The organism is Paenarthrobacter aurescens, assembly GCF_041549525.1.
Classification (GTDB): Bacteria; Actinomycetota; Actinomycetes; order Actinomycetales; family Micrococcaceae; genus Arthrobacter; species Arthrobacter aurescens.
This window is the reverse complement of record NZ_CP157456.1, coordinates 2,913,677-2,928,656: the sequence shown is the minus strand read 5'-3', so window position 1 is coordinate 2,928,656 and position 14,980 is coordinate 2,913,677. Positions and strand designations below refer to the sequence as shown.

Here is a 14,980-nt window from a genome sequence, read left to right as displayed (position 1 = left end):
GGTTACGCGTCTGAAAACGCGTAATATTGATGCTTTGTGCCACCGCTCTGAGGAACTGCCTACCGTGACGACGCCAACGATTCCAGCCCCTGCCCACCACGGTAGGCGTGCTGCCGGACCCGTTGCGAAGTCCAAGTTCCGCCCTGAAATCCAAGGCCTTCGGTCCTTGGCCGTCCTCATGGTGGTGAGCTACCACATCTGGATCGGCAGGGTCTCCGGTGGAGTAGATGTCTTCCTCCTGATCTCAGCGTTCCTTATGACCCTCCAGTTCACGGGACGTTACAAACAGGGCCGGCCCATGGACCTTGTGCGCCACTGGCTGCACCTGTTCAGGCGGTTGCTGCCCGCCGTCGTCGTGGTTCTGGTGTCCACTCTTGCAGCTACTTTTATCTTCCTGCCGGCTACGCGCTGGTTTGAGATCGTCCAGCAAACCTGGGCCTCGCTGTTCTACTTCGAAAACCGGTTGCTGCAGGACCTGGCCGTTGACTATTACGCCACTGACCACAGCATGGCCAGCCCCGTACAGCACTTTTGGTCCCTGTCCATCCAGGGCCAGGTGTTCATTCTGTGGCCCATCATCTTCGCCGCTGCAGCGTTTGTGTGCCGCCGCTTTGACCTCCGCTACCGGGCCACGCTGGTCTACGTCTTCGCCCTCATCTTCCTGGTCTCGTTTGTCTACTCCATCATCTTCACTGCCAACAACCAGGCCGTGGCGTACTTCGATACCTTTGCCCGGCTGTGGGAGTTTGCCCTGGGCACGTTGGTGGCACTGATCCTGCCCGCCCTGAATTTCTCCAGGCCTGTACGCATCGTCATGGGTTGGGTGGGTGTGGCCGCCATGCTCAGTTGCGGCATCCTGCTCCAGGTACAAACGGCTTTTCCCGGATTCGTCGCTTTGTGGCCCACGCTGGCTGCAGTAGCTGTGATCGCGGCCGGCCAAACCGGCAGCCGCTTTGGTGTGGACCGGATACTGAGTTCCACATTCCTTGTCCGGCTCGGTGACAATTCCTACGCCCTTTACCTTTGGCACTGGCCCATTCTGGTGATTGCTTTGGCATGGAGCGGCAAGGATCATGCCGGATGGCTGTCCGGTACGGCGATCATCGCGTTGTCGCTCGTCTTGGCTTTCCTGACCACCAAGTTCGTGGAGAAGCCGTTCCGGGAATGGAAGTGGCCCGAGGTAAAACGGCGCCGCTCGGTCATCGCGATCGTGGCTTGCCTCGCGGTGGTGTCCGCGCCCCTCGCGGCTTTTCAGTACCGCCTGGACCTTGACCAGCAAGCCGCGGAGGCTCGCATGGTCTTCGATAATCCCGGTGCCAAGGCGCTCCTGCCCACGTACGTCAATGAAGCGGCTCCGAATGCCCTCACCCAGCCCACCGCGGAACGGATCGGGCGGGACTGGGCCAACCTTCCCGACTCATGCTCCGGGGACACCAAACCCGATTCGCAACTGCTGCAGGAGAACTGCAAACAGAACAAGGTGGGCGCAGATGCCACCAAGACGGTCCTTGTGGTGGGCAACTCCCATTCCCAGCAGTGGCTGGGCGCGTTGGAAGTACTGGCTGAGCAGCACCATTGGCGCCTGTATTCCCTGCTGTATGGGGCATGCCCTTTCATGACTGAGGATCCTGAGTCCGAGCCTGCCTGCAACGAGTTCAACAGTGAGGTGCGCAGCCATATCCGTGAGCATGCGCCGGACGCCCTGTTCATGGTGGGAACGGCTGCTGTTTCTTCCTTGCCGGATGAAAGGCTGACGCACGGTTTTGAGAATCTCATCCCCGAGGTCACTGAACTGGGTATCCAGGTGGTGGCGGTGAGGGACAACCCCCGATTTACGTACAGCCTGACGGACTGCACCCTTGCCAAGGGTGTGGACAGCCCGGATTGCCGCCCGCTAAAGGCCGATGTCCTGGCTGAACCAAGTCCCTTTGAGGCGGTGACCGGCAAGTTCGAAAATCTTTCCTTACTGGATATGACCGACCTCATGTGCCAGGGACTCTACTGCCCACCGATCATTGGCAACACGTTCGTCTATCTCGATGACAATCACCTGACCAAAAGCTACGCCAAGAGTATGGCAGGCATGCTGGACGAAAGGTGGTTTGCCGCGACGGGGTGGCAACGATGACCCAAACACGCACCGCCGCGCCGGACCCTGTGTCAGGGAAGCCGGCGGCGAAGGCAAAACCCGGATTCCGGCCCGAAGTCCAAGGCCTGCGTGCCCTGGCTGTGCTGATGGTAGCGGCCTACCATATCTGGCTGGGCAAGGTCTCCGGCGGTGTGGATGTCTTCCTGCTGATCTCGGCTTTCCTGCTGACGCTCTCCTTCACCCGTAAGCTCGAAAGCCGAGCACCACTGAGGCTCCTGCAGCATTGGCTCCACGTCTTCAAGCGTCTGCTGCCGGCCGTCGTCGTAGTCCTGCTTGCCATCCTCGCCGGTACCTGGGCGCTGATCCCGCAGAGCCGGTGGCCGGATGTCCTCACCGAAGCATGGGCTTCGCTGATGTATCGCCAAAACTGGCAGCTTGCCGCCTTCGCCGTGGACTACTACGCGCAGCAGCACGTGGATGCCAGCCCCCTCCAACATTTTTGGTCGTTGTCAGTCCAAGGCCAGGTTTTTATTCTGTGGCCACTGATCTTCGCCGGTGTGGCCCTGCTGCAACCACTGCTGGCCAGGCTGTTTCCGCAGCGGAAAGCTCCATCCCACAGGCAACTGCTGTTCATCGCGTTCGGGGCTCTCTTTCCGGCGTCGCTGCTGTTCTCCATTGAGCAGACCGCCACCAATCAGGCTTACGCTTACTTTGACACCCGCGCCCGCCTCTGGGAGTTCGCCCTGGGTTCCCTGCTGGCCCTGGCCATTCCGTATCTGAAGCCGGGCCGCCGTCTTCGTGTGGTCCTGGGCTGGGCCGGTATTGCGGCAATGCTCGCCTGCGGGTTGGTGCTCCCGGTGGATCGTTCCTTCCTCGGATTCGTGGCTCTGTGGCCCACTCTTGCGGCAGCCGCGGTCATTATCGCCGGGCAAAGCGGCAGCCGTTTCGGCGTTGATCGCCTGCTGGGTTCCCGTCCTCTGGTCAAGTTGGGAGACAACTCCTACGCCCTCTACCTGTGGCACTGGCCAATTCTGGTCTTCTTCCTCCTGGCCGCCGGAACCACCCAACCCAGCCTCCTGGAAGGCTTGGGAATCATGGCGGTTTCCCTCCTGCTCGCGGTTGTCACCACGAGGTTCGTGGAAGTACCCCTGCGCAGCTGGAAGTGGCCGGACGTGCGGTCCTGGCGGGCCGCCGTCGTGATTGTCTCCTGCGGTGCGCTGTTGGCGCTACCGGTCACCGCATGGCAAAGCGCCATCACTGCCGAAGCGGCCGCGATTGCGGAGCAACCTCACGAGCTGACGCCCGGCGCAGCGGCGCTGGCCCCGGACTACGCCGGAAAGCCGAGCGAGGAAGCCCTGATCATCCCGGCGCCGGCGGCCATGAAAGACGAATGGGCCAACGTGGACGGTGCCTGCACAGGGGATAACGTGCCTGCCGATCCCGTGCTGGAGGGATGCCTGCAGAACGAGGAGCCCGAGGTTGTTACCAAAAGGATTGTTGTTCTGGGCGACTCCCACTCCCAGCAATACATGGCTGCCCTTGGCCCCATTGCCAAGGAGCACGGCTGGGAAGTGGTGACCCTGCTCAAGGGTGGCTGCAGGTTCGGTGCCCAATCTCCGGAACGTGCGGACTTCTGCAACGATTTCAACAGGGCGAGTTCAGCCTATGTTCTGGAGCATAAGCCGGACGCCGTTTTCACCGTGGCGTCGCTGACGCACGTGGACGCGCCCTTTGAGACCGAAGTGCCCGGGTACCTCGAAGGCATCAAGCCGTTCACGGACCTTGGAATTGATGTTGTGGGTGTGCGGGACAACCCGCGCTTCAGTTTCAACATGCCTGAATGCGTCCAAAAGAAGGGCAAGGACTCACCGGACTGCAATGTGCCGCTGGAAGAGTCCTTGGCAGCGTCATCACCCTTGGACGATTACGTCGGCAAAGTGGAGGGGCTCCACCTGATGGACATGAGCGACTTCATCTGCGAGCAAGGCACGTGTCCGGCTGTAGTAGGAAATGTGTACGTCTATAAGGATGACAACCACCTGTCCAAGACCTACGTGCAAACCATGATTCCCATGTTTGAGGAGAGGCTGCTGGCAGCTACCGGTTGGTCCGCCGGCTAGGTTGGGCAGCTGCTCACGGTGCAAACGTACGACGCCGTCCTGCCGCCAACGCTGTTGCCGCCAGTGCCGTTGCTCACACTGGAGCCTCGCGGAATATGGCGATCGGCGCGAAGGTTCTAGTATTTATCCAATACCTTCTGCACAGCCAAATTCTGCACAGGTACCTAATGCACAGGCCAGTCCCGTAATGACGGGCTGGTCATCAGTTGCAACCCCTACCAGTTAAGCCCCCGGAACCCAGGTAAGAGGCGCACACTCATGACCCAGCCCGAACACGATCCCTTTGGCTTTGTTGGCCTGACTTACGACGACGTCCTGTTGCTCCCGGGCCACACTGACGTCATCCCGTCCGACGCCGACACCTCATCCCGCATCTCCAAGCGGATTTCGGTCCAGACACCCTTGCTTTCAGCGGCCATGGACACCGTCACCGAGTCCCGCATGGCCATCGCCATGGCCCGTCAGGGTGGCTTGGGTGTGGTTCACCGCAACCTGTCCATTGATGACCAGGCCGAGCACGTTGACCGCGTCAAGCGCAGTGAATCCGGCATGATCACTAACCCGCTCACCATCGGCCCCCAGGCCACGCTGCAGGAACTGGACGAGCTGTGCTCCCGCTACCGCGTGTCCGGCCTGCCCGTAGTGGACACGGATGGTCGCCTGTTGGGCATTGTCACCAACCGCGACACCCGCTTCATTCCGGAATCTGAATTCCCGCTGCGCAGTGTCAGCGATGCCATGACCAAGATGCCGCTCATTACCGGACACGTGGGCATCAGCCGTGAGGAAGCCTCGCACAAGCTGGCCACCAACAAGATCGAGAAGCTCCCTCTCGTGGACGAACAAGGCCGCCTGAAGGGCCTCATCACCACCAAGGACTTCACCAAGGCAGAGCAGTACCCGCTGGCTACCAAGGATGACGAAGGCCGCCTCCGTGTGGGTGCCGCTATCGGCTTCTTCGGTGATGGTTGGGAACGGGCCATGAAGCTCATTGACGCCGGCGTGGACGCATTGTTCGTAGATACCGCCAACGGTCACTCCCAGGGCGTGCTGGACATGATCCGGCGCCTGAAGTCCGATCCCATTGCAGCCCACGTGGACATCATCGGCGGCCAGGCTGCCACTCGTGAAGGCGCGCAGGCGCTGATCGACGCCGGCGCTGACGGCATCAAGGTGGGCGTGGGTCCCGGATCCATCTGCACCACACGCGTGGTTGCCGGTGTTGGCGTGCCGCAGATCACCGCCATCTACGAATCCGCCAAGGCCGCGATCCCCGCCGGAGTTCCGCTGATTGCCGACGGCGGCCTGCAGTACTCGGGCGACATCGGCAAGGCCCTGGTTGCCGGCGCCGATACCGTCATGTTGGGCTCGCTCCTTGCAGGCTGTGAGGAGTCCCCGGGCGAGCTCATCTTCGTCAACGGCAAGCAGTTCAAGAGCTACCGTGGCATGGGTTCCCTTGGTGCCATGCAATCGCGTGGCAAGAACACCTCCTACTCCAAGGACCGCTACTTCCAGGCGGACGTCTCCGGCGATGACAAGCTCATCCCTGAAGGCATCGAAGGCCGGGTGGCCTTCCGTGGTCCGCTGGCTTCGGTGGCTTATCAGTTGGTTGGCGGCCTTCGCCAGACCATGTTCTACACCGGCGCCCCCACCATCCCGGAGCTGAAGGCACGCGGCAAGTTTGTCCGTATCACCCCGGCAGGCCTTAAAGAGTCCCACCCGCATGACATCCAAATGACCGTAGAGGCTCCCAACTACGGTTCACGCTGATCCGTCACGCGAACCAAACAGCTGTTCCCCGTGGAAGTTTCCACGGGGAACAGTTGTTTAACAGGACGCCGCAATATTGTCGGTCCCTAAGAATAGGCTGGGCACATGCCAGAAATGCCCGCGCAACCGCGGCACCCGGAGTCTGTCCGGCTGAACTCAGTCCCGCCGGGCAAAACGCCGCCCCGCAAGTTGGCCCTGCGGCCGTACGCACGCGCCGTCGGGCAGGTCCTCAAGGTCAGTTTCAAAGCCTCACCCGGTGCGGTCATCATGAAAGTGGCAGGGTCCCTGATCTCTGCCACCCTCCCGCTGGTCACCACGTACTTCGCGGCCCTGACCACCACGGCGCTGGCGGCCGGCTACGCGGGCGATCCCGACGCCGGTCCGCGGGCCATTCTGTACGTCATCATCACTGCCGCTCTTGGACTGTTCTGGGGCGCCTTCAACAGCGTTGACCGGTACATCCAGCAGCTGATGAGCTTCAAGGTCGGTGCGATCGTGGGTGACATGATGTACCAGCGGTTCCTGGCGCTGGAGTTCTGGCGATATGACGACAAAGAAACGGTGGACCTTTACGACCGCGCCAAACGGTTCTCTGATTCATACGCGCGTGTGCTGGACCGGATCGCGGCCATCTTCACGCAGTTTGTTTCCGTGGTGCTGGCCATTGGCGCCTTGTTGCTGGTCAGCTGGTGGATCGCGGTCATTGTCTTGGTAGCAATAGTGCCCAGCGTGTACCTGCAGTTCAAGCTTTCCCGCGAGCAGATTGCTCACTGGAATACGCAGGTGGATTCGCGGCGGCAACGCAGGATGATCGAGCAAAATCTGCTCAGGCCCCAGCACATCGCGGAAATGAGGCTCTACGGGATAGTTGGATACCTCATGGATTTGAGGTCAAGGCTCCGCGACGCCGATGAACGCAGGCGCCTGGATTTCCAAAAGCGCTACATCCCCAAGCAGTTGGCAGCCGATTCCCTCCAATACGGAGCAGAAGTGGTGTCCTTGGTCTGGGTTGTTGGACAGATCATCGCCAGGGCGCAGCCGGTAGGGCAGTTTCTCTACGTCCAGCAGATTGTCAGCCGTGCGCTGTCCACCGCCAACAGCCTCGTCTCCTCGCTCAGTTCCATTGATGAGGATCTGGCAAACCTCAAGGATTACGAGCTTTTCATGGCCCTTCCCGTTCCCAGCGGAAAGGAGCAACCGCTCCCCAAGTCGCCAACCACCGTGGAGCTCAAGGACATCCGCTTCAGCTACACGGGGAGCGAGATGGAGGTCATCAAGGGTATTTCCATGACCATCAAGGCCGGTCAGCACATAGCGATTGTGGGGGAGAACGGTGCAGGGAAGTCAACTCTGATTCGTATCCTGGCGGGCCTCTACCGGCCTGATTCCGGCCAGGTCCTGCTCGACGGCGTGGACCTCGCCGGAGTGGACGTGACCAGCTGGCACCGGCACCTGGCGGTCCTGAGCCAGGAGTTCCTGAAGTATGAGTTCGCCACCGCCGCGGAGAACATCTACTTGGGAGACGTGGACCAGCCGCGGGACGACGCCCGCATCCGGCGCGCGGCCTCGGACGCCGAAGCCATGGAGTTCATCAACAAGTTGCCCAACGGCCTTGAGAACCACGTCAGCAATTGGATGGAGGACCCCCGGGGACGGAAGGGAAGCGGGCTCTCAGGTGGCCAATGGCAGAGGCTTGCCATGGCGCGGAATTTCTACCGGGACGCCTCGTTCATGGTCATGGATGAACCAACATCTGCCATTGACGCCCTGGCGGAGCACCGCATCTTCACCAGGCTTTTCGCGGACCGGAGCAGCACCATCATTGCCATCAGCCACCGCCTTGCCACCATAGAGAAGGCGGACATCGTGTACATGCTGGAGGATGGCCGCATTGCCGAGCAAGGAACACACAAGGAACTCGTTGCCCTGAGGGGACGGTACTTCCGGATGTTCGAATCCCAGCTTTCGGTGGAGGAGACCAGCCGGAAATCGTCCGAGGCCTAAAGCCAGGTTTTTCTTTCACCCTTGCTCAGGTTCAGCAGCAGGGCGCCCTCTTCTGCGCCAAACGCCATGGGTCCCCTTGCATGGTTTACGTGTTTTGGCAGGCTTTAGGATTCGTCCGGGGGACTGCCATGGGCACCCCTGCCCATGGGGAAAGCAACTGTGTGAAGTTCTCACGTTCACTCCGGAATCGGGGTTCCGGGAGGGGTCCAGTAAAGTAAGAGCCGTGACTTATGAGATTGAGATTGGCCGTGGCAAGCGTGGGCGTCGTGCCTACTCCCTGGATGACATAGCGATCGTCCCCAACCGCCGGACCCGTGACCCCAAGGATGTCTCCGTCTCCTGGCAGATCGACGCCTACAAGTTCGACACTCCGGTGATCGCTGCACCCATGGACTCGGTGATGTCCCCGGACACTGCAATCGCCTTTGGCCGGCTTGGCGGGCTTGGCGTGCTTGACCTCGAAGGCCTTTGGACCAGGTACGAGGACCCCCAGAAGGTGTTGGACGAGATCGCAGGCTTGTCCGAGGAGCCCAGCAGTTCTGCTGTCACCCGGCGCATGCAGGAGCTGTACCAAGCGCCCATCCAACCTGAACTCATCAGCTCCCGTCTGGCCGAGATCCGCGCTGCCGGTGTCACCGTTGCCGGTTCTTTGACCCCGCAACGGACCCAGGAACACTACAAGACCGTTGTGGCTGCCGGCGTGGACATCTTTGTTATCCGCGGGACCACGGTCTCCGCCGAGCACGTGTCCAAGAACCACGAGCCACTGAACCTCAAGCAGTTCATCTACGAGCTCGACGTTCCCGTGATTGTTGGCGGAGCTGCCGGGTACACACCTGCCCTGCACCTTATGCGCACGGGTGCTGCCGGCGTCCTGGTGGGCTTCGGCGGCGGTGCAACCACCACCACACGTCGCGCGCTGGGAATCCACTCGCCCATGGCCTCCGCCATCTCGGACGTCGCCGCCGCCCGCCGCGATTACATGGATGAGTCCGGTGGACGCTACGTTCACGTTATTGCCGACGGCGGTATGGGCAGCTCGGGCGACATCGTCAAGGCCATTGCCATGGGCGCCGACGCCGTCATGCTTGGAAGCGCCTTGGCGCGTGCCGAAGAAGCCCCCGGACGCGGCTGGCACTGGGGCCCTGAAGCCCACCACCTCGAAACACCACGCGGAGACCGCGTCAACGTCGGCACCGTGGGTCCGCTGGAAGAGGTCCTCTTTGGACCGGGCCACCACACCGATGGCACCTCCAACCTCATCGGCGCCCTGCGCCGCTCGATGGCAACCACCGGCTATTCGGACCTGAAAGAGTTCCAGCGGGTCGACGTCGTCGTTTCGCCGTACCTCGGCTAGGACTGCCGGAAGGCGGGCCCCGGGAGCAGAGCACCCTCTGCTCCCGGGGCTTCCTTTTTCCCGGGGTAGCGGCTGTAGGCATCTGGTGGGCAGCCCTGCCCAAGGCGGCAAGCAGCAAGTAGGGTAGGGGACTACCAGCTGTTGCGTTTGAGGAGGGGTCCGATGAGCAATGTCGCAGGCGGTCCGCAGGTTAATTCCCCGGGAGCGTTGAGCCCGGAATCCCGCGCCGCATCAATTGAAGTCCTGAAAGCTACTGCTCAGGCGGGCAAGGAACTCGACATCCTGATTGTCGGAGGCGGCGTGGTGGGTGCCGGCGCGGCTTTGGATGCCGTGACCCGTGGCCTCACCGTAGGCATAGTTGAGGCCCGCGACTGGTCCTCCGGCACCTCGTCCCGGTCCTCAAAGCTCATTCACGGCGGGCTGCGGTACTTGGAAATGCTGGATTTTGGCCTCGTCCAGGAAGCCCTTCAAGAGCGCGGGCTGCTGATCCAGCACATAGCCCCGCACCTGGTGCGCCCTGTCCCTTTCCTCTACCCTCTGACACGCCGTATCTGGGAGCGCCCTTACGTTGGCGCGGGAATCATGCTCTATGACACTTTGGGCCTGACGTCCGGGCATAGCCGGGGCGTTCCCATGCACAAGCACCTGTTCCGGCGTGGAACCCTGCGCGCGGCCCCGAGCCTGAAGGAAGATGCCTTCGTAGGTTCCATCCGTTACTACGACGCCCAAGTGGACGACGCCCGCCTGGTGGTGAACGTGGTCAGGACCGCGGCCCACTACGGAGCCCATGCCGCAAACCGCGTGCGCGTGGTGGACTTCCTGCGTGAAGGCGAACGTGTTGTGGGAGCCAAGGTGGAAAACCAAGAGGACGGCAGCGTCTTCGAAGTACGGGCGAAGCAAGTGGTCAATGCCACCGGCGTCTGGACTGATGAGACACAGGCGATGGTGACCGATCGTGGCCAGCTCAAGGTCCGGGCATCCAAGGGGATTCACCTTGTGGTTCCACGGGACCGCTTCCAATCCACCGTGGGACTGATTCTCCGCACCGAAAAATCAGTGCTCTTTGTGATCCCTTGGGGCAGGCACTGGATCATTGGCACTACCGACACTGACTGGACCTTGGACAAGGCCCATCCTGCAGCGTCCAGCAAGGACATTGACTACGTGCTGGAGCATGTCAATAAAGTCCTCAAACGCCCCCTGACCCGTGAAGACGTAGAAGGCGTCTACGCCGGCCTTCGTCCGCTGCTGGCAGGGGACAACGATTCCACCGCCAAACTGTCCCGTGAGCATGTGGTGGCTCACCCGGTGCCCGGACTCGTGGTGGTGGCCGGCGGAAAGTACACCACTTACCGCGTCATGGCCAAGGATGCTGTAGACGAGGCCACCAGGGCCATGGATGAACGTGTTCCCTCCAGCTGCACCGAAACCATCCCGCTCCTTGGCGCGGAGGGTTTCAAAGCTGCCTGGAACCGCCGCGGCAGACTGGCCGAACAAGCCGGAGTGCATGTGGCGCGGGTGGAGCATTTGCTCAACCGCTTCGGATCCTTGACGCCGGAAGTCCTGGAAATCATCACTGCCCGGCCGGAATTGGGGGAGCCTCTTCCCGGAGCGGATGACTACCTGGCCGCAGAAGTCGTCTATGCCACAACCCATGAGGGCGCGCGTCACGTTGACGACGTTCTGACGCGCCGAACCCGAATCTCCATCGAAGCATGGGACCGGGGTGTGTCTGCCGCTCCGGTTGTAGCTAAGCTGATGGGAGAGATCCTTGGCTGGAGCGAGACTCAGCGCGAAAGCGAAATCAAGCACTACCTGGCACGTGTGGAAGCTGAACGGCTTAGCCAGCAGCAACCCGATGACGAATCGGCTGATGCTGCGCGCATGGGAGTGGAGGACATTGTTCCCCTTCGCTGACCAGCTCGAGGAATTGAGGCCGGCAGGCCACACGGAGGGAACACAACTTGGCTGAACCACTTGACCGGTACGACGCGGAACTGACAACCCCGGATACGGTCATCCTTGAACTTGTTGCCCGGGACAAGATTGACGCCGCAGCGCAGCTGGCTCACAGGCTCCACGCCGCCGGCAGAATCTCCAACCTCGAAGGGTTTTTGGAGCAGGTGCATTCGCGGGAGCACCAGCTTGCCACCGGCCTTCCAGGTGGAATCGGCCTGCCGCATGCCCGCAGCGAATTTGTGGACAGGATCTCCATCGCCGTTGGCGTTACCAAGTTCGGCCATGCCTTGGACTTTGGAGCCACTGACGGTCCGGCAACCCTTATCCTCCTGATTGCAACGCCTGCCAGTTCCTTCTCCGACCACCTCGAGGTTCTGGCCACTTTGGCCCGTTCCCTGTCCAAGGAGTCTTTCCGGGAATCCTTGCGACGGGCACACGATCCCGAGGTCATTTCCGAACTGATCAACTCCAGCCTGGTGTTCTTCGACCACTAGAGATTGGGGCAGCAGGGTCAGGCCCTTTCTTGGGGCTGGCAGCCGTTTCGTTGTTCTACAGCCGGACGAAGTACGGTTAAGGGGTGTTGAAAACCGCGCTGAAACCCCGCTGGATCGCAGGACTGATCTTTGCGCTTCTGTTGTCCGGGGTGTTTGTGCTGCTCAGTCAATGGCAGCTCAGCCGGTCCGCCCAACACGAGCCCCCGGCACCGTCCAGCATTGAAGAAGTAAAGCCCCTGGTGGACGTCCTCCAGCCGGGCCAGTTCTTTCCCGGTTCGGTCTCGGACCAGATGGTCTCCGCTACCGGAACCTATGATCCCCAGAAGCAGGTCCTTGTAGAGGGTCGCCTTTACAACAACCAAAAGGGCTTCTGGATCGTCTCGGCCTTCGCCGTCAATGACGCCCCAACGCTTAAAGGCGCCGGCGCCTCTGCCCAGACCTGGATTCCCGTAGCCCGCGGTTGGGTGGCCGATGCCGCCCAAGCCGGCCCGCCGCCGTCGGGCACCATCACGGTGACCGGTCGCCTCATCCCTTCTGAAGCGCCGGCCCCCAACGTCGACGCCGGTCCAGGCCGGGCGTCCGCAGTTTCCTCCGCGGAACTCATCAATAAGTGGGAAGTGTCCAGCTACCAGGGCTTCATCGCCGCCACATCCGAAGTTTCGGGCGGAGCCGCGCTTGCCCTCGGAGACGACGTCAAGCCGCTCAACATTCCCCCGCAGCCCCCCGCTGAGCAAGTCAACTGGCTGAACCTCTTCTACGCGGTGGAATGGGTTGTCTTCGCGGGTTTCTCAATCTTTATCTGGTGGCGACTGGTCAAGGACGACTACCGGCGCGACCTCGAAGAAGACGAGGACGAGGAGTACGGGGATGATGAGCACGCCGATGCCGGCCATCCCGGAGCAGTCCCGGACGCCTCAGCGCCGGCCCCCACAAACCCAGACTCCACAAGCCCAGAGCCCGAACAAAAGGTGCAGCAATGATTGAGCCAAAACCGGCTATCCAGCCTGAACAGTCCGGACCCAAGCCCAAGAAGAGGCGTTTCGGCGGAACGGAAGCACAAATCCGTTCGGCACTGAAGTTCTACAAAGTCATGGCATACCTCACCGGCGCCATGCTCCTCCTCCTGTGCGCTGAGCTGATTGCCCGCTACGGTTTCGGCGTTTCACTCTTCGCCGGCGGAACGAACGCCGTTACCGGCCAACCGTTCGGTTTCGGTTTTGCTGAATCCGAGCCCAAAGGCGTCATTGGGGGCTTCAACATCTCCACCTCGGTGCTGATTGTGCACGGCTGGATGTACGTGGTTTACCTGGTTTCAAACTTCCGCCTGTGGTCGCTCATGCGGTGGCCATTTTCCAAAATGGTCCTCCTGGCCCTCGGCGGAGTCATCCCCTTGCTGTCCTTCATTGTGGAGAAGAAATTCCACGCACAGGTGGAAGCTGAACTCGCAGCCAATCCGCAGGCGTCCAAGCGCTACTAAGGTCCACGGCATCCAGATGTGAGATGCCTTACGGCAAGGCCCCTTTTGGCCTTGGGCCGCCCTCGTCAACGTGCACCGGGGCGGCCCGGCAAAGTAGTCTTGTCTGGTGACTACTCCCACCGCACCCCAAACTTCCCAGAAGCCGGTGCTGGTTGTTGACTACGGTGCCCAGTACGCGCAGCTGATTGCCCGCCGCGTCCGCGAAGCGAATGTGTATTCGGAAATTGTTCCGCATACCTTCACCACCGAGCAGCTTCTGGCCAAGAACCCGGCAGCCATCATTCTCTCCGGAGGTCCGTCCAGCGTTTACGCCGAGGGCGCGCCGTTTGTGGGGGCTGACCTCTTCGAGGCCGGCGTTCCCGTGTTCGGCATCTGCTACGGATTCCAGGCCATGGCCAATGCCCTGGGTGGCAAGGTGGCCCAGACCGGTTTGCGGGAGTACGGAGCCACCGAAGCCCTCCTCGTGGGTGACGCACGCTCCATCCTCGACGGCGTCCCGTCGTCGCAGAACACGTGGATGAGCCACGGAGACTCCGTTCATGAAGCACCCGAGGGCTTCGAGGTCCTGGCCACCACGGCCGGAGCCCCGGTGGCTGCCTTCGCCAATGACGAGAAGCGCCTTTACGGTGTGCAGTGGCACCCGGAAGTGAAGCACTCCGTCCTTGGACAGCACGTTCTGGAGAACTTCCTGTTTAAGGGAGCGGGCCTCAGTCCCAACTGGACCACGGGCAACATCCTTGAGGAGCAGGTTGACCGGATCCGCCAGCAGATCGGCGACTCCAAGGTTATCTGCGGCCTCTCCGGCGGCGTCGACTCCGCCGTGGCTGCTGCGCTGGTGCAGCGCGCGGTCGGCGATCAGCTGACCTGCGTCTTCGTGGACCACGGCCTCCTGCGTGAAGGTGAAGCCGAGCAGGTTGAGCGGGACTTCGTGGCAGCTACCGGCGTCAACCTGTACGTAGCCAACGAGCAAGAGCGCTTCCAATCGGCTTTGGCCGGTGTCAGCGATCCTGAGACCAAGCGCAAGATCATTGGCCGTGAATTCATCCGTGCCTTCGAGGAAGCGGAGCGGGCCATCATCGCCCAAGCCGCTGCCGAAGGTGAAAAGATCAAATTCCTCGTCCAAGGCACCCTTTACCCGGACGTCGTCGAGTCAGGCGGCGGCGAAGGTGCCGCGAACATCAAGAGCCACCACAATGTGGGCGGACTTCCCGAGGATCTGCAGTTCGAACTTGTAGAGCCACTGCGGGCCTTGTTCAAGGACGAGGTCCGGGCCGTTGGAGCCCAGTTGGGCTTGCCGCAGGAAATTGTGGGTCGCCAGCCGTTCCCGGGTCCCGGCCTGGGAATCCGGATCGTGGGTGAAGTGACCAAGGAGCGCCTGGACCTGCTGCGCAAGGCCGATGCCATTGCCCGTGCAGAACTCACGGCCGCAGGATTGGACAACGACGTCTGGCAGATGCCAGTAGTGCTTTTGGCTGATGTGCGCAGTGTTGGCGTGCAGGGCGACGGCCGCACCTACGGTCACCCGATCGTGCTGCGTCCAGTGTCTTCAGAAGACGCCATGACGGCGGACTGGTCGCGGTTGCCCTACGACCTGCTTGCCCGGATCTCCAACAGGATCACCAACGAGGTGGATGGAGTTAACCGCGTGGTGCTGGACGTCACCAGCAAGCCACCGGGAACCATCGAGTGGGAATAGTTCTTTGAGTGGCC

At 61.5% G+C, this 14,980-nt stretch carries 10 protein-coding genes; all 10 read left to right on the top strand.

The window, feature by feature from the left end; all coding sequences use genetic code 11:
- Nucleotides 1-64 precede the first annotated feature (64 nt).
- The 10 genes from ABI796_RS13525 to guaA all read left to right on the top strand — a co-directional run bounded on the left by ABI796_RS13525 (nucleotide 65) and on the right by guaA (nucleotide 14,966).
- Nucleotides 65-2,128 carry an acyltransferase family protein gene (locus tag ABI796_RS13525; protein ID WP_141281548.1) on the top strand — a complete coding sequence of 688 codons (2,064 nt, stop codon included), beginning with the start codon at nucleotides 65-67 and terminating at the stop codon, nucleotides 2,126-2,128.
- Nucleotides 2,125-4,209 (top strand): acyltransferase family protein, encoded by a 2,085-nt coding sequence (locus ABI796_RS13520; protein ID WP_141281546.1) that lies wholly within the window; start codon nucleotides 2,125-2,127, stop codon nucleotides 4,207-4,209. Before ABI796_RS13525 ends, ABI796_RS13520 begins: the two co-directional genes overlap by 4 nt.
- 258 nt (nucleotides 4,210-4,467) lie before the next feature.
- Nucleotides 4,468-5,979, top strand: coding sequence for an IMP dehydrogenase (gene guaB / locus ABI796_RS13515; protein ID WP_026539869.1), 1,512 nt, complete (start codon nucleotides 4,468-4,470; stop codon nucleotides 5,977-5,979).
- A 105-nt stretch (nucleotides 5,980-6,084) separates the two neighbouring features.
- Nucleotides 6,085-7,983, top strand: a complete 1,899-nt coding sequence (locus ABI796_RS13510) for an ABC transporter ATP-binding protein (protein WP_141281544.1) — start codon at nucleotides 6,085-6,087, stop codon at nucleotides 7,981-7,983.
- Between the two features lie 223 nt (nucleotides 7,984-8,206).
- The gene (locus tag ABI796_RS13505) at nucleotides 8,207-9,340 is read left to right on the top strand and encodes a GuaB3 family IMP dehydrogenase-related protein (RefSeq protein ID WP_141281542.1); all 1,134 of its coding nucleotides are present in this window, start codon (nucleotides 8,207-8,209) and stop codon (nucleotides 9,338-9,340) included.
- A gap of 162 nt (nucleotides 9,341-9,502) precedes the next feature.
- Nucleotides 9,503-11,257 (top strand): glycerol-3-phosphate dehydrogenase/oxidase, encoded by a 1,755-nt coding sequence (locus tag ABI796_RS13500; protein ID WP_141281540.1) that lies wholly within the window; start codon nucleotides 9,503-9,505, stop codon nucleotides 11,255-11,257.
- Nucleotides 11,258-11,304: 47 nt separating this feature from the next.
- The gene (locus ABI796_RS13495; protein ID WP_141281538.1) at nucleotides 11,305-11,793 is read left to right on the top strand and encodes a PTS sugar transporter subunit IIA; all 489 of its coding nucleotides are present in this window, start codon (nucleotides 11,305-11,307) and stop codon (nucleotides 11,791-11,793) included.
- An 83-nt stretch (nucleotides 11,794-11,876) separates the two neighbouring features.
- Nucleotides 11,877-12,773, top strand: a complete 897-nt coding sequence (locus ABI796_RS13490; RefSeq protein ID WP_141281536.1) for an SURF1 family protein — start codon at nucleotides 11,877-11,879, stop codon at nucleotides 12,771-12,773.
- On the top strand, nucleotides 12,770-13,270 hold the full coding sequence (locus ABI796_RS13485) for a DUF3817 domain-containing protein (protein WP_017200326.1): 501 nt from the start codon (nucleotides 12,770-12,772) through the stop codon (nucleotides 13,268-13,270). The genes ABI796_RS13490 and ABI796_RS13485 overlap by 4 nt, the downstream gene beginning before the upstream one ends.
- A 106-nt stretch (nucleotides 13,271-13,376) precedes the next feature.
- Nucleotides 13,377-14,966: a glutamine-hydrolyzing GMP synthase gene (guaA, locus tag ABI796_RS13480; protein ID WP_017200327.1), complete on the top strand. Its 1,590-nt coding sequence runs from the start codon at nucleotides 13,377-13,379 to the stop codon at nucleotides 14,964-14,966.
- The last annotated feature ends 14 nt before the right edge of the window (nucleotides 14,967-14,980 follow it).

Bases quoted from the DNA above. Each gene is read 5' to 3' on its own strand.
- ABI796_RS13500 (WP_141281540.1), top strand. From the start codon at position 9,503: ATGAGCAATGTCGCAGGCGGTCCGCAGGTTAATTCCCCGGGAGCGTTG.
- ABI796_RS13510 (WP_141281544.1), top strand. From the start codon at position 6,085: ATGCCAGAAATGCCCGCGCAACCGCGGCACCCGGAGTCTGTCCGGCTG.
- guaB (WP_026539869.1), top strand. From the start codon at position 4,468: ATGACCCAGCCCGAACACGATCCCTTTGGCTTTGTTGGCCTGACTTAC.
- ABI796_RS13520 (WP_141281546.1), top strand. From the start codon at position 2,125: ATGACCCAAACACGCACCGCCGCGCCGGACCCTGTGTCAGGGAAGCCG.
- ABI796_RS13485 (WP_017200326.1), top strand. From the start codon at position 12,770: ATGATTGAGCCAAAACCGGCTATCCAGCCTGAACAGTCCGGACCCAAG.